The following is a 17,609-nucleotide window of genomic DNA, read 5'->3' on the forward strand; positions in this document are numbered from 1 at the left end:
GGGCCGTCCGGCGGACGGCCCCACTTCGCGTGTCAGCGGTGGTTCGGGAACTCCACCACCTGCTGGTAGGTCGGGCGGTTCTGCCAGGTGGAGTTGGCGTCGGTCACCCCGCCCAGCGGCCGCTGGATGATCGAGTCGGCGCACCACTGGTCGCCGGCCGAGCAGCTGCTGTCCCCGGGGTAGACCTGTGCCGGGGTCTCGGCGGCCGCCTGCTGGAGGGTGGCCAGCAGCACGGTGCGGCAGGCCGTCAGCGAGCCGCCGCCGCAGAACGGCTGCGCCAGCGGACCGGCGACGGGCCGGCCGAGCACGGCGCGCAGGTCCTTGTCCAGGTAGCTCCACCAGCCGTACTGGAAGGACGAACCCTTGTGCGGGATCGACTCGTTGGCGCTCACCGAGCCGCCGGTGGCGCCGGTCTGGCCGCCGGAGGGCGACTCGTTGATCTGCAGCGCGGCGGTCAGCGCGGAGTACGCCTGGTCGCCGAGCCCGGGGTGCATCACGCCGTCGGCCAGCAGCGGCCACCAGGCGTCCAGCACCCGGATCGCGGCCGCGTCGGCGTACGCGTGGCTGCCCGCCGAGGTCTCCACCCGCTTCGTGCCAGCTGCCTGCCAGGCCGTCAACTGCTGGACCACGGAGGCGAGCTGGGGGTCGGTCACGGGCGCACTGCCGATCACCTTCAGCAGGTCGGGCAGCACGTCCTCGCCGCGCAGGTCGGTGACCGCGGCGTCCTCCATCGCCTTGGTGAGCGCGGACCTGGTCACCCCGCCCTTGGCGACCAGCGCCTTGACCCGGGCGTCCAGCAGGTTGGCGCGGTGCACCGAGCCGTCGCCGAAGGAGGCCGAACCGTAGTCCGCCGCCTGCTTGTTGTTCCAGGAGACGTAGTAGTCCTGGTCCACCGACTGCGGGTGCCGGTCCGGCGGCGTGTACTGGGCGGTGTTGGTCGCCGGGTCGAACCCCTGCCACTCGTAGGCGGGCTGGGCCAGCACCGGCAGGCCGGGGTCGACCCCGGGGGCCCGCACCGGGTTGTCGCCTGAGTTGTAGTAGGCGGTGTGCCGGGAGTCCGCGTAGAACCAGTTGAAGGTGTAGTTGATGTTCTGCGCGGCCTGCTGGAAGCCGCTCGGATCCTGCACCGCCGAGGGGTCGTTGAGCATCTGGAACCCGATGATCGAGTCCACCTCGTGGTCGTAGCTGGAGCGGAGCTGGGTGAAGGCGACCGGCTTGCCGCCGATGGTGCCGCGGGCGGTCACCAGGCCGTAGTCGGAACGGTACATCACCAGCGAGTAGGAGCCGGCCGGGGTGGAGTCGGCGGTGGTCGGCGCCCAGGAGTCGTTCTGCACCAGCTTGTCGAAGGGCGTGCAGACCCCGTGGTAGAGGTAGGACTGGGCGGTCAGGGTGACCGGCGAGCCGTCGGTGGTGCAGAGCGGCACGGCGTAGGTGTCGGTGATGTCCTGCCCGGCCGAGGTGGCGCTCCAGGCGTAGTCCTGGCCGCGGCCCAGCTCGACGTAGAAGCTCAGGCCGGCGAAGGCGGCGCCGCGGGCGCTGATCCCCGGGCCCTGCAGCTCCTCCAGCATCAGCAGCTGCGGCGCGAAGTAGCCGGTCTGCGGGCCGAAGACGGCCACCGGGTGCCCGCTGGCGGTGTACTTGCCGGAGACCACCAGGGCGTTGGACATGCCGTGCTTGGCGGTCAGCAGGTTGCCGGGCAGCACCCCGGCGGCCGCGGTGGCGGCGGTGCCGGTGGCCGAGCCGGTGGCGTTGTAGACCTCCGGCTCCGGCACCACCGAGCCCGGGTCCGGCATGGCGGTGCCCTGCGGGTCGGCGGGCGGCAGCGCGTACGGGAAGGACTGCCCGTCGTGCAGCGTGGTGACCGCCTCCGGGTCGTTCGCCTCGCGCAGCGACTGCCAGACCTGGTCGCCGACGGCCGTCCCGTAGCGCGCGTCGGCGGCCTGCTTCAGCTCGGCCGACTGCAGCTGCCCGCCGCCGCCCGAGCCGAACAGCGCGCCGATCACCGAGGCCAGCGCGACCAGGTCGGTGAGCTTGAAGGGCTGGATCGAGCCGGCGTTGGTGATCGCGTTGATCTGCCCGGTGAGGTCGTACTCGCCGGGGAAGTAGCGGCCGTTGTAGGCCTCGCCGATGTACTGGTTGATCCCGTCGACGTAGGCCTGGGCGTCGGTCAGCGCCTGCTGCCCGCGGGCGCCGTGGGCGGCCACCGTGGAGATCTGCGCCTGCAGCTCGTCCTCGGTGTACGGCGCGGCCTGCCAGAAGCTCTGCTCCAGCTGCCGGTTGGCGGCCGCGCCGCCGGCGAAGCCGGAGAGCTCGCCGCGCCCGACGTGCCGGAACAGGTCCATCACCCAGAGCCGGTCCTGGGCGGCCGCGTAGCCGGCGCCGAACTCGGTGCCGTAGCGGGTGGTTCCGCTGATGTGCGGCACGCCGGTGGCCTTGTCGCGCACGATGGTGACGTCCGGGCGCGGGGTGGCGGTGGAGGCCACCTGGTCGGCGGGGACGCCGAAGGAGGCGTTGTCGAAGAAGCCGTTCAGCTGGGCGTCGGTCAGCCCCGGGTAGCCGGAGGCCAGGGCCGCGTAGGGGCCGAGCTGGTCGTCGGTGTGGGCGGGGCGGGTGCCGAACAGCTTGTTGCCCAGGATGTCGGAGAGGGTGGCGTTGCCGTTCTCGCCGGGCGGCAGGATGTCGTCGCACTGGCCGGCGCAGTAGTCGTTGGCGGCGGTCACGGCCGCGGCGGCGGGGTGGGCGGCGCCGGCGGCCGCGGTGCCGGGCAGGGCGGCCAGCACGGCGGCGACCAGGGCGCCGATCGCGGCGGTGCGCAGGGTCCGCGGCGGCCTTCGGCGGGGCATGCGTGGGGGCACGGTGGGGGCTCCTCGCTCTGCTGGATGGGGAAACTGACGGTAAGTCGGTTACTAGCCGGTTGCCTAGCGGGTGTGCGCGGATTTGTCATGATTTTTTGACATGCCTTGATCGACTCTGGCGCTTCCGGGACCCCTGAGATGTAAGGGAGAGGTAAAGCGCTGGCAGCAGTTCGCCTGTTCGACAGATCCCTTTGGCCCTGCGCACGTTCAGCCCGGCAACAACCTTGGCATGCGAGTCGCCATCATCACCGAATCCTTTCCGCCGGAAGTCAACGGCGTCGCCCACAGCGTGCTCCGCACCGCCGAGCACCTGGTCCGGCGAGGCCACCAGCCCCTGGTGATCACCCCCGCTCCGGCCCGCGGCTCCAGCTGCCCGGAACAGACCTTCGGCCCCGACAGCGCCGAGGTTCCGGTGGTCCGGATCCCGTCCATCCCGCTCCCCGGCTACCCCCAGGTCCGGGTCGCGCTGCGCAGCTCCAAGCTGGGCGGCGCGCTGGCCGCGCACCGGCCCGACGTGGTGCACCTGGCCAGCCCGTTCATCCTCGGCGCGCGCGGCGCGGCCGAGGCCCGCCGGCTCGGCCTGCCCAGCGTCGCCGTCTACCAGACCGACCTGGCCGGCTACGCCCAGGCCTACCGGATCGGCGGCGGCCTCGGCGCCGGCGCCGCCTGGCACCGGCTGCGCACCGTCCACAAGTCCGCCACCCGCACCCTGGCACCGTCCACCCCGGCCGCCCAGGACCTGACGGCGCACGGCATCCCCCGGGTGCACCTGTGGCCGCGTGGCGTGGACTCGCTGCGCTTCCACCCCGGCCACCGCGACCAGGCGCTGCACCGCGCGCTGGCCCCCGGCGGCGAGGTGCTGGTCGGCTACGTCGGCCGGCTCGCCCCGGAGAAGCGGGTCGACCTGCTGGCGGGCGTGGCCGCGCTGCCCGGTGTGCGGCTGGTGGTGATCGGCGACGGCCCGAGCGCCGACTCGCTGCGCGAACTGCTGCCCGGCGCCGTCTTCCTGGGCCGGCGCACCGGTGAGGAGCTGGCCCGCTGCTACGCCACCCTCGACCTGTTCGTGCACACCGGCCCGCTGGAGACCTTCTGCCAGACCATCCAGGAGGCGATGGCCAGCGGCGTCGCCGTGGTCGGCCCCGCCGCCGGCGGCCCGCTCGACCTGGTCGGCCACCGCCGCACCGGCCTGCTGGTGGCCCCGCGCGACCAGCGCGCCGTCACCGAGGCGGTCGCCGAGCTGGCCGCCGACCCGGCCCGCCGGGCCGCCTACGGCAAGGCCGGCCGGGCCGACGTCACCGCCCGCACCTGGGAGTCGGTCGGCGACCTGCTGCTGCGCCACTACGCGGAGGCGATCGCCGAGCACCACGGCACGCCGGTGCGCTACGAGGACGCGCTGCTGCCGGCCGCCGAGGCCGCCCCGGCGATCCCGGCCCAGCCCGGCCCGCCCGCCGCCGTGCCGTCGGCTCCCGCCCAGGCGGCTCCCGTCCAGGCCGCTCCCGTGCCGGTCGCGGCGCCGGTCTCCACCCCGGTCCCGGCGCCGGTCGAGGAGCAGCCGGTATGAGCCTGCGCATCGTCCGGCTGGCCAACTTCGTCACCCCGGTCTCCGGCGGACTGCGCACCGCACTGCGCCACCTCGGCGCCGGGTACCTGGCCGCCGGGCACGAACCGGTGCTGGTCATCCCGGGCCCCGAGCACCGGGACGAGCAGACCGAGCAGGGCCGGGTGGTCACCCTGCCCGGCCCGGTGCTGCCCGCCAGCGGCGGCTACCGGATGCTCACCGACCGGCAGGCGGTCTCCCGCGTGCTGGCCGGGCTGGCCCCCGACCGGCTGGAGGTCTCCGACCGCACCACGCTGCGCTGGACCGGCTCCTGGGCCCGGCAGCACGGCGTGCCCGCCGCGATGGTCTCGCACGAGAGCGCGACCGGCCTGCTGCGCACCCGCAAGGTGCCGGGGCCGGTCGCCCGGTCCCTCGCGGACGGGCTCAACTCCCGTACCGCGCGGGCCTACGACACCGTCATCTGCACCACCGCCTGGGCCGCCGAGGAGTTCGAGCGGATCGGCACCACCAACCTGGCGCACGCCCCGCTCGGCGTGGACCTCTCCGAGCTGCACCCCTGGCGGCACGACCAGGCCGTCCGGGACCGCTACGTGCGGCCGGGCGAGACCCTGCTGGTGATGTGCTCCCGGCTCTCCGCGGAGAAGAAGCCCGGCCGGGCCCTGGACGCGCTGGCCGAGCTGCGCCGCGGCGGCCTGGACGCCTCCCTGGTGGTGGCCGGCACCGGCCCGCTGCGCGAGCGGCTGGCCGCCCGGGCCAACCGGGACGGGCTGCCGGTGCGCTTCCTCGGCCACGTCGCCGAACGGACCGAGCTGAGCGCCCTGCTGGCCTCCGCCGACGCGGTGCTCGCGCCCGGCCCGATCGAGACCTTCGGCCTGGCCGCCCTGGAGGCGCTGGCCTGCGGCACCCCGGTCGCGGTCAGCCGCTCCTCCGCGCTGCCCGGCATCGTCGGCGGGGCCGGCGTGGCGGCCGAGGACTCCGGCGCCGGGTTCGCGGCTGCGGTCCGGGAGTTGCTGGCCCGCCCGGAGCGCGACCGGCGGCTGGCCGCCCGGGACCGCGCCGAGCGCTACACCTGGGAGGCGGCCACCGCGGCCTTCCTGGCGGTGCACGAGTCCGCCCGGCCCGCCCGGGTGGTGAGCCGGGGATGACCGGCGCACGGGGGACCGCGAGCCGGACCGGCAACCGGTGGCACGGCACGGGCACGGCGATGGCGGCGGGCCCGGCCGTCGAGGAGCGGCGCAGCGCACACAGCACGGCACACAGTTTCCGGGAGATCGAGATGACCGCCCCTTACCGCCTCGCCCACGCGGCCCCGGCCGCCCAGCCCGACACCATCCGCTTCGCCGCCCTCGGGGACTCGGTCACCGAAGGGGTCGGCGCCCCCGTGGACTCCGGCTGGTGCGGCTGGCCGGCCCTGCTGGCCCCCGCACTCAGCACCGATCCGGAGCTGGTGGAACACCGCAACCTGGCGATCAGCGGCGCCCTCAGCAGCGACCTGATCAACCGCCAGCTCCCGGCCGCGCTCGCCCTGCGGCCGCACCTGGTCGCCGTCGTCGCCGGCGGCAACGACACCCTGCGGGCCAACTTCGACATCGCCCGCACCGCCGCCGCGCTGGACACGGCGCTGCGCGAACTCTCCGCCGCGGGCTCGGTGCTGCTCACCGCCTGCCTGCCCGACCCGGGCCGGCTGCTGCGGCTGCCCGGCCCGCTGGCCCGCCCGCTGGCCCGGCGGATGAACGCCGTCAACACCGTGGTGCACGAGCTCTCCCGCCGCCACGAGGCGATCCACCTGCACCTGGCCGACCTGCCCTGGCTGGACCACCGTCCGCTGCTCAGCGCCGACCGGCTGCACCCCAGCCCGGCCGGGCACCTGCTGATCGCCAGGGAGTTCCACTCCTGCCTGGCCGCCGCCGGCCACCCGGTCGGCCCGCCGCCGGGCGCGGTGCTGGTGCCGCCCGCCCCGGGCCGGGCCGCCGACCTGTGGTGGATGGCCACCCGCGGCACCGCCTGGATCGCCCGCCGCAGCGTGGACCTGATCCCTGGTCTGCTCGCGCTGGCCACGGCCGAGACGGTGCAGTTGCTGCGCGGCCGCAGCCAGGCGCTGGACGCCGAGGCGCAGGCCAGGGCCTGGGCCGCGCTGGCGGCCCTGCCGCAGGACTGACCCGCGTCATCACGGGCGGGCCGTCCCGGACCCCGGGCGCGGCACCGCCCGCTTCGCGGGTCAACACCCCGTCAGCTCCACCGTCCGGCCGTCCGGATCGGTGAGCAGCCGGCGCTCCGTCACGCCCGGCACTGTGAAGCCCAGCCGCACCGGCCCGCTCTCCCGGCCCGGACCGGCGGGGTAGAGCTCCAGGACCAGCCCGCCGGGCAGTTCGGCCGCGTAGTGCGCCGGACTGCCGCCGTGCCGCTCGGGCCGCAGCGGCAGGCCGAGGCCGGCGTAGAACTCCCGGCACTCCTCGAGCCGGGCCGTGTAGAGCACCAGCAGGGCCAGTCCGGCCATCCCGGGTGCCTCCTTGACCTCAAGTCCGCTTGACGTACCAGCATGGGCCCGGAAGGCGGACCGATCAAGGAGAGAACCCATGCGCGCCATCTGGCTCAAGCAGTTCGGCGACCCGTCCGTGCTGGTCCCGGGCGCGGCACCGGACCCGGTGCCCGGCGCCGGCGAGGTGCTGGTGGCCGTGGAGTACGCCAACACCACGTTCGTGGAGACCCGGTTCCGGGCCACCGGCGCGGGTCCGTTCCGGGCCGAGCTGCCGATGGTGCCCGGCAACGGGGTGGGCGGCACGGTGACCGCGCTGGGCGAGGGGGCGCCGGCCGGGCTGCTGGGCCGGCGGGTGGTGGCGAGCCTCTCCGGCCGGGGCGGGTACGCGGAGCTGGCGGTGGCCGCCGCCTCGGCGGTGCACCCGGTGCCGGACGGGCTGGCGCTGGACGAGGCGGTGGCGCTGCTGGCCGACGGGCGCACGGCGGTGCTCCAGCTGCGCGCGGCGCGCCCGGCGGCGGGGGAGCGGGTGCTGGTGGAGGCGGCGGCCGGCGGGGTGGGCACGCTGCTGGTGCAGCTGGCGGTGGCGGCCGGCGCGCGGGTGGTCGCGGCGGCGGGCGGGGAGCGCAAGCTGGCGCTGGCCCGCTCGCTGGGCGCCCAGGAGGCGGTGGACTACCGGGAGCCCGGCTGGGCGGACCGGGTCGGCCCGGTGGACGTGGTCTTCGACGGGGTGGGCGGGGAGATCGGCCGGGCCGCCTTCGGGCTGCTGCGGCCGGGCGGGCGGATGGACAGCTTCGGCCTGGCGGCGGGGGAGTGGGCGGCGATCCCGGCCGAGGCGGCCGCCGGGCGCGGGGTGGAGCTGGTGGCCGGCGAGCGCACCCCGGAGGCGCTGCGCTCGGCGACGGCGCACGCGCTGGCCGAGGGGGCGGCGGGCCGGCTGCGGCCGGTGATCGGGCAGCGGTTCGCGCTGGCCGAGGCGGCGGCCGCGCACACGGCCATCGAGTCCCGGGCCACCGTGGGCAAGACCCTGCTGGAGGTACGCCGTTGAGGCTGCGGGGCGGCCGGTTAGCATGGGGCGCATCATGCGGCTGAACCCGATCTCCTGGACCCGGCTGACCAAGCTGCTCGCCGACCGGATCGAGCGGTTGGACCCGCAGGACGGCGGGGCCTGGCCCCGGGTGGCGCTGGACGGGGCGCCGGCGGCCGCGCCCGGGCGGCTGGCCGGGGAGCTGGCGGAGGAGCTGCGGCTGCGCGGCCGGGCGGTGCAGCGGATCCGGGCCGACGACTTCCTGCGCTCGGCCTCGCTGCGGCTGGAGTACGGGCACCACGACCCGGACGCCTACCTGGACCGCTGGCTGGACGACGGGGCGCTGTTCCGCGAGGTGTTCACCCCGCTCGACCCCGGCGGCAGCGGGCGGGTGCTGCCGGACCTGCGCGACCCGGTGACCGACCGGTCCACCCGCAGCGACTACCGGGAGCTGGCCCCGGGGACGGTGCTGCTGCTGGACGGCGCCCGGCTGCTCGGCCGCTGGTTCCCGTTCGACCTGACGGTGCACCTGCTGATGTCCCCGGCCGCGCTGGCCCGCCGCACGGCGGCGGAGCAGCAGTGGACGCTGCCGGCCTTCGCCCGGTACGCCGCCGAGGCGCTGCCGGCCGAGGCGGCCGACGTGGTGGTGCGGGTGGACGACCCCAACCACCCGGCCTGGGACCAGGACTGATCCACCAAGCGGTTGACGCCCCATCAGCTGATCGACTGCGAACCATCATCCGAACGAGCGATACCAGCCGTTCGTGTACGGGGGCACGATGGTTCTCGGCACTCCTGGTGCCGAGAACCACGGAAGGGATGTCGGTCATGCGTCTCGGAAGGGCTCTGCCCACTCTCGGAGTCTCCCTGCTCACCCTGCTGGCGCTCAGCGCGCCGGCCGCCGTCGCCACCCCGGCCACCACGATCCACCCGTCCACCACGACCCACCCCGCCACCACGACCAGCCCGGCCGCCGGCCGCGCCGTCACCGCCGCCGCCCCGCGCGGCCACCGCGCCCCGGGGGCGACGCTGCAGGGCGCCAGCGTCAGCTTCCACTCCGACCACGACCAGAAGGACCGCGACACCTCGGTCACCGTCATCGTCCGCGACATCGACGGCAACACCGCGGCCCGGATCTCCAGCACCTTCGGCCTCTTCGAGGCCTACAGCGACGACGGCCCGTTCCAGCTGGCCATCCTCAACCACACGCCCGGGGAGCTGCTCCGAGGCGGCCAGACCACCCTGCGGATCGACCCGCACGGGCACAACCACTGGGAGCCCAACCTCTACGTCGACCTGGTCTTCAGCGACGGCTCGCACCTCTCGACCGACTGTGCGGGCCTGGATCTCGACCAGGAGTCCAGGCAGGTGGCCTGCGGCATCAGCTGAGCAGGCGCACCAGCTCGGCGTGCGTGGCGGGTCCGGCGGCCAGGAAGCCGGCGGACTCCGCCGCCCGCCAGGGCGCCCCGGTGTGGTCGGTCACCAGGGCGCCGGCCTCGGCGGCGATCAGCGCACCGGGCAGCAGATTGCCGCCGTCCAGGCCGAACTCCCAGAACGCGTCCAGGTGTCCGGAGCCGACCTGGGCCACCTGGAGCGCGGTCGGGCCGAGATTGCGCACGGCGGGCACCCCGCCGGCCAGCACGGCGCCGAGCGAACTGCCCGCCCGGCGCACGGCCACCGGGTCGCCCGCCACCGTGGGCGGGTGGCTGGTGGCCACCACGGCGGCACCCAACTCACGCCGGGAGGGGGAGATCGGACGACCGTTCAGCAGTGCACCGCCACCGCGCCGGGCGGTGTAGGTGAAGCCGAGCTGCGGGGCGTGCACCACGGCGAGCTGCGCCTCGCCGTCCCGCAGCAGGGTCGCGGTGACGGCCCAGTGCGGCTGGCCGAGCAGGTACTGCACCGCGCCGTCGGTGGCGTCGCAGAGCCACCAGTCGCCGTCGGCCGGCACGGCGGTCTCCAACTCCTCGGCCACCCAGCTGGCGCCCGGGTGCAAGGCGGTCAGCCGCTCCCGCAGCAGGGCGGCCGCGGGGGCGTCCAGCTCGGCGAAGGCACGCAGCGCCTGCGCCCTGGTGGTGGCCGCCAGCGGCTCGGTGCGGTGCAGCCCGGCCAGCCGGGCGCCGGTCTCGCGCACGGCCGCCTCGAGCCCGGCGGACAGCTCCGTCATCTGCTCCATCGTCCTGGTCCCTTCGGTGTTCCGGTGAACTCCTTGCAGGACAACGGATAGCGTGAATACGGTCCTCAGCGACGTCGATGGGGGAGCAGATGACGGAGATCGGACATTGATTCCTGAAGAAGTGGCGAATCCAGCCAGCGCCCTGGACCGTCTCGACCAGCGGCTGATCTGCGCGCTGCAACTGGACGGCCGGGCCGAGCCTGGGCGGATCGCGGCGGCGCTCGGGGTCTCGGTGCGGACGGTGACCAGGCGGCTGGCCCGGCTGCGGGAAACCGGGGTGGTCCAGGTGGTGCTGGTCCCGCACGCGGCCGACGAGGCGGTGGGCGCCCTGCTGCTGCGGGTCCGGGTGCTGCGCGGCCGGGTGGCCGCGGTGGCCGAGGCGCTGGCGGCCCGCTCCGACGTCCCCTTCGTGGACGTGATGCTCGGCGGCCAGGAGGTGAGCGCGGTGCTGGTCAGCGACCAGCCGGGCCGGGACCGGCTGCTCTACCGCCAGCTGCCCGGCACCGACGCGGTCACCGAGACCACCGTGCACGCCGTGCTGCACCTGTTCGCCGACGCGGGGCAGTGGCGGGCCGGGCTGCTCACCCCGGCGGAGGAGGCGGCCCTGCTGGAGCCGCGGCCGGCTGACGGCCCGTCACGGCGGCTGGCCGCGGGCGAGCTCGACGAGTTGGACCGGTCGCTGCTGGCCGCGCTCGCGGTGGACGCCCGCAGCCCGGCCACCGCGCTCGCGGCGCGGTTGGGCGCGGCCGAGTCCACGGTGCGCCGGCGGCTGCACCGGCTGGCGGCGGGCGGTCTGCTGCGCACCCATGTCACGGTCGACCCGCGACTGCTCGGCATGGCGGTGGACGCCAACCTCTGGCTCTCGGTGCCGCCCGGCAGGCTCGCGGCGGCCGGCGCGGCGCTGGCCGCCCACCCCCAGGTGCACGGGGTGCTGGCCACCAGCGGCCCGCACAACCTGATGGCCGCGGTCTTCTGCCCGGACTACCCGGCGCTCTACCGGTTCAGCACCGAGGTGCTGGGCCCGCTGGGCGCCGACCGGGTGGAGACGGCCGTGGTCGGCCGGGCGGTGAAGCGTGCCGGGGTCCGGGTGCTCCTGCCCAGGCTGTGAGGGCGCGGGGTCCGCACGTCCGGGGTCCGAGCCTTCGGGGGCCGAGCGTCCGGGATCTGAGGATGGCTCAGGCGTGCGTGGTGGAGCCCGGGCGGACCACCATCAGCACGGTGACCACGGCCCAGAGCAGCGAGAAGAGGCCGGTGCTCATGGTGAGCAGCTTGAGGCCGCCGAGCGCCTTCGCGGCGTCCGCGTCCGCCGCGCCGGCCAGCGAGGCGACCACGGCCTCCTGGCGGGGGAGCACCAGCACCAGCAGCACCAGGGCGGCGATCACGGTGAGCACCAGCGAGGTGATCAGCCAGGCGCTGCCCATCACGCCCATCACCTGGGCGGTGCCGATGCCGAACACCGGCACCAGCACGCCGAGCGCCGCGTAGACCTGGGTGATCCGGTACAGGGTGCGCACCGAGGCGGCCTCGCCGGCCGCCTCCGGCCCGTCGGCCAGCGCGGCCCGGGCCTTGCGCGGGAACATGCTGGCCGCCACCGTCACCGGGCCGATGGCGATCACGGCCGCCAGGACGTGCAGGCTCAACAGGAACTTGGCCATGGGAGGGATCGCTTTCGAGCGGAGGGCCGTTCACCTCGCCGCGCGGGTGCGGCGGGGCCGTCCGGCACGCTAACACCCGGACCGGGACGGTCCGCCGTCCGGGCCCTCTTTGAGCTGTTCGGGTGACATTTGATCGTTTTTCCGGCTTGCCCCGGTATGCCCTCCATATGAGCACTCCGCGCTGACCTTGGATGACCCGGTGTGCCCGGTACGGGCGCAGCGGCCGGCGAGGGCGACCAGGAGTGGAGAGGGCAGCATGAGGCATCGAGGAAAATCCGCACTGCTGGCGGCGACCGTCACCGCGGTCACGGCACTGGCCGTGCTCCCCGGGACCTTCGCCTCGGCGGACCAGTTGCCTCCCCCGCTCGGCCCCTGTGGCGGTCCGGACTGCCCCACGACCTGGGAGCCGCCGAACAACGGCCCGATCACCCACCGCGACTCCAACATCAACATCTTCGTCGGCGGCAACTACGACGTGACCGGCCGGGCCGCCGAGGCCGAGGGCCGGATCGTGACCCTGGGCAACCTCGACGTGAGCAAGGACGGCGGCGGGCTGTTCAACATGTCGGTGGTCGGGGTCGGCTCCCGGGTGGTCCCGCCGGACGGCAGCGACTTCGTCTCGGTCGGCGGCAATGTGGCCGCCGAGCCCGGCAACCGGATCGCGGTCGGCGCTCCGGGCGCCTTCGGCAACCTCCGCTACGGCGGCACCAACACCGGTGACGTCGCGGTGGAGCCCACCGGGCAGGCGATCCACGACACCGGCGTGCGCGACCAGTACGCGCCGCTGCGCGACACCATCGAGGCCTTCTCGACCTGTGCCGCCCAGCAGACCGCCACCGGCACCGTGACCCTCACGCCGAGCGAGGCCACCTTCACCGGCGACGGCACCAGCATGCGGCAGATCTTCGACGTCACCCAGAACCTGACCGGCCCGACCGGCGGTCAGATCGGCCTGGTCTTCACCAACATCCCGGCCGGCGCCACGGTGATCGTCAACATGAAGACGCCCAACGCGGTGATCAACACCTACACCGGCACCGGCCAGCCGGGCGACCAGACCACCGAGCTGAGCTCCAAGCTGCTGTGGAACTTCCCGACCGCCGGCGACTCCCTGATCACCGGCAGCGCCCAGTTCCAGGGCTCGATCATGTCCGCCGACCCGGCCGGCACCATGACGCTCTCGCAGCCCGGCGTCAACGGCCGGGTCTACCTGGCCGGCAACCTGCTGCAGACCAGCTCCGGCGGCGGCTACGAGCTGCACTCCTACCCGTTCGACGGCGACCTGCCGGTCTGCGGCACCCCGACGCCCACGCCGACGCCTACTCCGACCCCCACACCGACCCCGACTCCCACCCCCACGCCCACCGAGAGCCCCACCCCCACCCCCACCCCCACGCTGCCCCCGCCCTCTCCGGTGACGCCCACGGGTTCGGTCACGCCCACGGGTTCGGTGACGCCCACGCCCACCGGCTCGCCCACCCCCGCGCCGACCGGTTCGGTGACCCCCACGCCCACCCCGTCGGCGACCTCCAGCGGCCAGCTGCCCAACACGGGTGCGGGCGGCACCGGTCCGCTGCTGGGCACGGTCGGCGCCCTGCTGATCGGCGGCGCCGGCGCGATCCTGGCCGGCCACCGGCTGAGCCGCCGCCGCGGCCGCCACGGCTGATCCCGCGTCAGTACTGAACGACGGTGCCCGCCCGCCCCTGTCGAAGGGGCGGGCGGGCACCGTCACGTACCGGTGGCGCCGGGTCAGGTCACCGCGCCGCGCCGGTTGAACCGCTCGTCCCGCCACTCCCCGCTCGCCAGCACCTCGCGCAGCGCCTCGGCCGCGTCCCAGACGTCGGTGTAGGAGATGTAGAGCGGGGTGAAGCCGAACCGCATCAGGTCGGGCGCCCGGAAGTCACCGATCACCCCGCGCTCGATCAGCGCCTGCACCACCGGGAACCCGTCCGGGTGCCGCAGCGCCACCTGGCTGCCGCGCCGCTCCGGCTCGGCCGGCGTGACGATCTCCAGCCCGGGCGCGAACTCCGCGCAGCGCGCCATGAACAGCCCGGTCAGCGCCAGGCTCTTGGCCCGCACCAGCTCGAGGTCGACCTGCTCCCAGATCTCCAGGGTGGCCCGCAGCCCGGCCAGCGCCAGCAGCGGCGGGAAGCTGGTGAGGAACCGTCCGATCCCCTCGGTCGGCCGGTACTCGGGCCGGAAGGCGAACGGCTCGGCGTGCCCGAACCACCCGGTCAGCGGCTGCCGCACCTCGGCGTGGTGCCGGGGCGCCGCGTAGAGGAAGGCCGGCGCGCACGGTCCGGCGTTGAGGTACTTGTAGGTGCAGCCGACCGCGAAGTCCGCCTGGCAGGCCGTCAGGTCGATCGGCAGCGCGCCCGCCGAGTGGCACAGGTCCCAGATCATCAGCGCGCCCGCCCGGTGCACCCGCGCGGTGATCTCCGCCATGTCCAGCAGCACACCGGTGCGGTAGTCCACCTGGGAGAGCACCACGGCGGCCACGTCTCCGCCGGCCAGCTGCTCGTCCAGCTGGTCCAGGGAGTCCAGCAGCACGCTGCGGGTGCCCTCGAAGAGCCCGGTCACGCCCTCGGCGATGTAGAGGTCGGTCGGGAAGGTGTCCCGCTCGCCGAGCACCGTGTGCCGCCCCGGGCGCATCCGCAGCGCCGCGGTGAGCACCTTGAACAGGTTGACCGAGACGCTGTCGCAGACCAGCACCTCGCCCGCCGCCGCGCCCACCAGCGGCGCGATCCGGTCGCCCAGCACGTACGGCAGCTCGGTCCAGCCGGCCGCGTTCCAGCTGGTGATCAGCCCCTGGCCCCACTCCTCCTCGACGGTGCGCCGGACCACCTCGGGGGTACGCACCGGCAGCACGCCCAGCGAGTTGCCGTCCAGGTAGACGGCGTCCGGGGGCAGCGTGAACTCCTTGCGGAGCGGGCCCAGCGGATCGGCGGCGTCCAGCGCCGCGCACTGCTCACGGGTGGTGGGAACGGTCGTCACAGCTCTCCTCGCACGGTCCACAGCTCCGGGAAGACGTCCTGCTCGGCGGCGGCCTTCAGCCAGGCCAGCCCGCTGGAGCCGCCGGTGCCCGGCTTCTCGCCCATGGTGCGCTTGACCGAGGCGTAGTGCCGCTGACGCCACCGGGTGACCCGTTCGGCAGTGTCCAACAGCGCCTCCCCCAGTGCGAACAGGTCCGCGTGTGCGGGTTCGGTGTAGACGGTCCGCCAGGCCTCCCGCACCGCGTCCTGCGCCCGGTAGCGCTCCGGCGCGGGCGCCGGGGCGGCCGCCAGCAGCCCGCGCCGGGCCAGCAGCCCCAGCACCTCGTCGTAGAGCGTCGCGCCGTGCAGCGCCTCGGTGAGCTCCTGGCGCACCCGGGGCGCGTCGGCGTACATCGCCAGCAGCCGGCCGGACTTGTTGCCGAGCATGAACTCCAGCCGCAGGTAGGCCGAGGACTGGAAGCCGGAGGCCTCGCCGAGCACCGGCCGGAAGGCGCTGAACTCGGTCGGCGTGAGGGTGGCCAGCAGGTCCCAGGAGCCGTTCAGCACGTCCTGGGTGAGCGCGGCCCGGCGCAGCGCGCCCCGCGCGCCCTCCGGGTCGTCCGCCCGCAGCGCCCGCGCCGCCAGCGTCCAGTCGTGCCGCAGCAGGTCGAAGAGGAGTTCCATCACCTGGGTGGTGATGATGAACGAGAGCTCGGCGTCCACCTCGCTGCGCGGCTGCTGCAGGGTGTGCAGCACGTCCAGCCGGGCGTAGCGCTCGTACGGGGTGGCCCCGGTCTGCCCGGCCGCTTCGGCCGCCCGGTCGGCGTCGAAGGCCAGGTGAGGCTCCTGGACGGTGGACTGCGCCATGTCGCGCTACCCCCTGTGATCGTCGGTGCGGACTATTGTGCTGCGGGTCCCGGGGGCTCTTGAATGGGTGACGGCCATGCGATCGGGGCCGGGGCCTTTCGATCGAAAGGTCTTTTCCCCGATCACCCACCCATCGCCCCGGGAGGCTCCGCGATGGCACTGGACGCCCTGGACCGCAGACTGCTCGCCGAACTGCAGGCCGACGCCCGGCTCTCCTACAACGAATTGTCCCGCCGGGTCAGCCTCTCGGCCCCGGCGGTGGCCGAGCGGGTCCGCCGGCTGGAGGCGGAGGGGGTGATCGGCGGCTACCACGCGCACATCGACCTGACCCGGGCCGGGCTGCCGATCACCGCCATCGTCCAGGTGCAGTGCTACGGGCCGCGCTGCGTGCTGCGCGACCCGGAGGTGGCCGACTGGCCCGAGGTGCTGCAACTGCACCGGGTGACCGGCGGAGCCTGCTGCGTGCTGCTGGTCGCCGTCCCCGGGGTGGCCGAGCTGGAGGCGCTGGTCGACCGGCTGGCCGGCTACGGCCGCCCGGAGAGCTCGATGGTGCTCTCCAGCCCGGTGCCCTGGCGGGCGGTCACCCCGCCCTGACCCCGGTCAGTGCCCGCCACCGGCTCCCGCGAAGTGCACCCCCAGCCCCTCCAGCCCGCTCAGGAACAGCTCCACGCCGACCGCGGCCAGCAGCAGCCCGAGCAGCCGGGAGAGCACCTCCAGCGAGGTCTGGTGGGTGAGCCGCAGCAGCGGCGCCAGCACCGCCACCGAGACGGCGTTGATCGCCACCACCGCCAGGTAGGCCCCGGCCACCGTGAACCGCCACCCCCAGGTGTCCTTGGTCAGCGACTCCACCAGCACGGCGGTGATCGCCAGCGGGCTGGCGATGTACGGCACGGTCAGCTCGCGCACGCCCTCCGCCAGCGGGTTGGCCAGCCCGCCCTCGCCGTTCTCGTCGTCTCCCCCGAAGTGGAAGCCCAGCACCAGCCCGACCGCGTAGAGGAAGAAGATCACGCCGCCGGCCAGTTGCAGCGACTCGTCGCTGACGTGGAAGAAGGCCGTCACCCCGTCCGCCAGGAAGGCCATCGCCACCCCCACCGAGGCGGCCAGCGCGGTACTGATACCGAGCAGCTTCATCAGCTCCCGGTGGCTGCGGGTGCGGCTCAGGTGGGCGTAGGACAGCAGCACCTTCGGCGGGCCGACCACGGCGAAGAAGGTGACGAACGCGCTGCTCAGGTTGAGGACGGACATCCCCCCAGCATGGGCGAGCCGCCCCGGGCCGCCGGGCGCGCCGCACCGGCGGGTCGCCCACCGTGACGACCGTCTCACCCGCCCCGCGCCGTGTCCCCCGGATGGCCGCGCCGGGGTCGAGGAGCGGGCGGCGGTCGGCTGGGATGGGCGGTACCGGGGGGCTCCGGGGCGGGAGAGAAGAGGACACCATGGGCTGTGTCAATCGCAAGGACCTCGGCCTGCTCGTGCTGCGGGCGGCCGTCGGCGGGGTGCTGTTCTCGCACGGCACCCAGAAGCTCTTCGGCTGGTTCGGCGGCGGAGGCCTGGAGGGCACCGCGCAGGGCATGGAGGCGATGGGCTTCAAACCGGGCGGGCAGAGCGCCCTGGCGGCCGGACTGGGCGAGGCGGGCGGCGGTGCGCTGCTGATCGCCGGGCTGGCCACCCCGGTGGCCGGGCCGGTGGTGGCGGGCACCATGGCCGGGGCGACCGCGGTGCACTTCCCGCACGGCTTCTTCGCCACCAAGGGCGGCTACGAGTACCCGGCGCTGCTCGGCGTCTGCGGCCTGGCGATCTCCATCGCCGGTCCGGGCCGCTACTCGCTGGACGAGCTGACCGGCCACGCCCTGGGCCGCCCGGCGCTGGGCCTGCTCGCCTTCGCCGCCGCCGCGGCCGGCGCCTACGGCGTGGTGAGCAAGCGCGAGCGCGGGGTCCGGGAGAGCGCCGCCGCGGCGCTCGACTCCGAGCCGGAGTGACATCCCCCGGTCCGCCCCGCGCGAGCACCCCCAACCGAACAAGCGGT

The 17,609-nt window shown here is 74.8% G+C and carries 16 protein-coding genes and 1 pseudogene; 10 read left to right on the forward strand and 7 right to left on the reverse strand.

Annotated elements, in window-relative coordinates; genetic code table 11:
* Nucleotides 1–32: 32 nt before the first annotated feature.
* The gene (locus ACFYNO_RS11305; RefSeq protein WP_388009163.1) at nucleotides 33–2,843 is read right to left on the reverse strand and encodes a penicillin acylase family protein; all 2,811 of its coding nucleotides are present in this window, start codon (nucleotides 2,841–2,843) and stop codon (nucleotides 33–35) included.
* A 241-nt stretch (nucleotides 2,844–3,084) separates the two neighbouring features.
* On the opposite strand from ACFYNO_RS11305, the pseudogene ACFYNO_RS11310 reads away from it, so the two are divergent.
* From ACFYNO_RS11310 to ACFYNO_RS11320, 3 genes and pseudogenes are all read left to right on the forward strand, one after another.
* Nucleotides 3,085–4,212, forward strand: a pseudogene (locus ACFYNO_RS11310) (glycosyltransferase family 4 protein); the annotation flags it as partial.
* A 200-nt stretch (nucleotides 4,213–4,412) separates the two neighbouring features.
* A complete protein-coding gene (locus ACFYNO_RS11315) occupies nucleotides 4,413–5,558 on the forward strand; it encodes a glycosyltransferase (RefSeq protein ID WP_388008999.1) in 1,146 nt (381 codons plus the stop codon).
* Nucleotides 5,555–6,571: an SGNH/GDSL hydrolase family protein gene (locus ACFYNO_RS11320; protein WP_388009002.1), complete on the forward strand. Its 1,017-nt coding sequence runs from the start codon at nucleotides 5,555–5,557 to the stop codon at nucleotides 6,569–6,571. Before ACFYNO_RS11315 ends, ACFYNO_RS11320 begins: the two co-directional genes overlap by 4 nt.
* A 60-nt stretch (nucleotides 6,572–6,631) precedes the next feature.
* On the opposite strand, the gene ACFYNO_RS11325 is transcribed toward ACFYNO_RS11320, so the two are convergent.
* Entirely contained in the window at nucleotides 6,632–6,910 is a 279-nt protein-coding gene (locus ACFYNO_RS11325; protein ID WP_388009005.1) for a VOC family protein, read from the reverse strand.
* Between the two features lie 79 nt (nucleotides 6,911–6,989).
* On the opposite strand from ACFYNO_RS11325, the gene ACFYNO_RS11330 reads away from it, so the two are divergent.
* The 3 genes from ACFYNO_RS11330 to ACFYNO_RS11340 all read left to right on the forward strand — a co-directional run bounded on the left by ACFYNO_RS11330 (nucleotide 6,990) and on the right by ACFYNO_RS11340 (nucleotide 9,305).
* Nucleotides 6,990–7,937: a zinc-binding dehydrogenase gene (locus ACFYNO_RS11330; protein ID WP_388009008.1), complete on the forward strand. Its 948-nt coding sequence runs from the start codon at nucleotides 6,990–6,992 to the stop codon at nucleotides 7,935–7,937.
* A 34-nt stretch (nucleotides 7,938–7,971) separates the two neighbouring features.
* Nucleotides 7,972–8,607 carry a uridine kinase gene (locus ACFYNO_RS11335; RefSeq protein ID WP_388009011.1) on the forward strand — a complete coding sequence of 212 codons (636 nt, stop codon included), beginning with the start codon at nucleotides 7,972–7,974 and terminating at the stop codon, nucleotides 8,605–8,607.
* Between the two features lie 137 nt (nucleotides 8,608–8,744).
* Complete coding sequence (locus ACFYNO_RS11340; protein WP_388009014.1) at nucleotides 8,745–9,305, forward strand: hypothetical protein; 561 nt, start codon at nucleotides 8,745–8,747, stop codon at nucleotides 9,303–9,305.
* On the opposite strand, the gene ACFYNO_RS11345 is transcribed toward ACFYNO_RS11340, so the two are convergent.
* Nucleotides 9,298–10,083 (reverse strand): inositol monophosphatase family protein, encoded by a 786-nt coding sequence (locus tag ACFYNO_RS11345; RefSeq protein ID WP_388009017.1) that lies wholly within the window; start codon nucleotides 10,081–10,083, stop codon nucleotides 9,298–9,300. The two genes, ACFYNO_RS11340 and ACFYNO_RS11345, sit on opposite strands and share 8 nt — an antisense overlap.
* Nucleotides 10,084–10,213: 130 nt before the next feature.
* Between ACFYNO_RS11345 and ACFYNO_RS11350 the strand changes: the two genes are divergently transcribed.
* Nucleotides 10,214–11,200 carry an Lrp/AsnC family transcriptional regulator gene (locus ACFYNO_RS11350; RefSeq protein WP_388009020.1) on the forward strand — a complete coding sequence of 329 codons (987 nt, stop codon included), beginning with the start codon at nucleotides 10,214–10,216 and terminating at the stop codon, nucleotides 11,198–11,200.
* Between the two features lie 67 nt (nucleotides 11,201–11,267).
* On the opposite strand, the gene ACFYNO_RS11355 is transcribed toward ACFYNO_RS11350, so the two are convergent.
* Entirely contained in the window at nucleotides 11,268–11,747 is a 480-nt protein-coding gene (locus ACFYNO_RS11355) for a hypothetical protein (RefSeq protein WP_388009023.1), read from the reverse strand.
* A gap of 256 nt (nucleotides 11,748–12,003) precedes the next feature.
* Here ACFYNO_RS11355 and ACFYNO_RS11360 point away from each other — a divergent pair, with 256 nt between their 5' ends.
* Nucleotides 12,004–13,413 carry a choice-of-anchor A family protein gene (locus ACFYNO_RS11360; protein ID WP_388009026.1) on the forward strand — a complete coding sequence of 470 codons (1,410 nt, stop codon included), beginning with the start codon at nucleotides 12,004–12,006 and terminating at the stop codon, nucleotides 13,411–13,413.
* Nucleotides 13,414–13,496: 83 nt separating this feature from the next.
* Here ACFYNO_RS11360 and kynU read toward each other — a convergent pair whose 3' ends face one another.
* The gene (gene kynU, locus ACFYNO_RS11365) at nucleotides 13,497–14,741 is read right to left on the reverse strand and encodes a kynureninase (protein WP_388009029.1); all 1,245 of its coding nucleotides are present in this window, start codon (nucleotides 14,739–14,741) and stop codon (nucleotides 13,497–13,499) included.
* On the reverse strand, nucleotides 14,738–15,586 hold the full coding sequence (locus ACFYNO_RS11370) for a tryptophan 2,3-dioxygenase (RefSeq protein ID WP_388009032.1): 849 nt from the start codon (nucleotides 15,584–15,586) through the stop codon (nucleotides 14,738–14,740). The genes kynU and ACFYNO_RS11370 overlap by 4 nt, the downstream gene beginning before the upstream one ends.
* Before the next feature lie 153 nt (nucleotides 15,587–15,739).
* On the opposite strand from ACFYNO_RS11370, the gene ACFYNO_RS11375 reads away from it, so the two are divergent.
* Nucleotides 15,740–16,180 (forward strand): Lrp/AsnC family transcriptional regulator, encoded by a 441-nt coding sequence (locus ACFYNO_RS11375; RefSeq protein WP_388009035.1) that lies wholly within the window; start codon nucleotides 15,740–15,742, stop codon nucleotides 16,178–16,180.
* 6 nt (nucleotides 16,181–16,186) lie between these two features.
* On the opposite strand, the gene ACFYNO_RS11380 is transcribed toward ACFYNO_RS11375, so the two are convergent.
* On the reverse strand, nucleotides 16,187–16,831 hold the full coding sequence (locus ACFYNO_RS11380) for a MarC family protein (RefSeq protein ID WP_388009038.1): 645 nt from the start codon (nucleotides 16,829–16,831) through the stop codon (nucleotides 16,187–16,189).
* A gap of 188 nt (nucleotides 16,832–17,019) precedes the next feature.
* Here ACFYNO_RS11380 and ACFYNO_RS11385 point away from each other — a divergent pair, with 188 nt between their 5' ends.
* Nucleotides 17,020–17,562: a DoxX family protein gene (locus ACFYNO_RS11385; protein ID WP_388009041.1), complete on the forward strand. Its 543-nt coding sequence runs from the start codon at nucleotides 17,020–17,022 to the stop codon at nucleotides 17,560–17,562.
* Nucleotides 17,563–17,609: the final 47 nt, after the last annotated feature.

The sequence above is a fragment of the Kitasatospora sp. NPDC006697 genome (assembly GCF_042869935.1).
Taxonomy (GTDB): domain Bacteria; phylum Actinomycetota; class Actinomycetes; order Streptomycetales; family Streptomycetaceae; genus Kitasatospora.